The following is a 208-nucleotide window of genomic DNA, read 5'->3' as shown; positions in this document are numbered from 1 at the left end:
TCGTCGCGTACGTCCTGCTTACAAGACGCTGCTGGGTCGCTACGACATCTCGATCGGCTCCAACGTCGAGGCGACGGCCCTGTCCGGCATCGACACCCGCAAGTGGCTGATCATCATCTACGCCACCGCTGGCCTGTTCACCGCGCTCGCGGGATCATGATCTCCGCCCGGCTCGGCTCGGCGCAGCCCGCCACCGGTGCCGGCTACG

The 208-nt window shown here is 67.3% G+C and carries 1 pseudogene; it reads left to right on the top strand.

Annotated features, from left to right (window positions below):
- Nucleotides 1-208 (top strand): annotated as a pseudogene (locus BN358_RS24945) (ABC transporter permease); the annotation flags it as partial.

Origin of the sequence: Sedimentibacter sp. B4, assembly GCF_000309315.1 — a bacterium.
Taxonomy (GTDB): Bacteria; Bacillota; Clostridia; order Tissierellales; family Sedimentibacteraceae; genus Sedimentibacter; species Sedimentibacter saalensis.
Note: the sequence above shows the minus strand (reverse complement) of the source record. Positions and strands in the feature narration are given on the sequence as shown.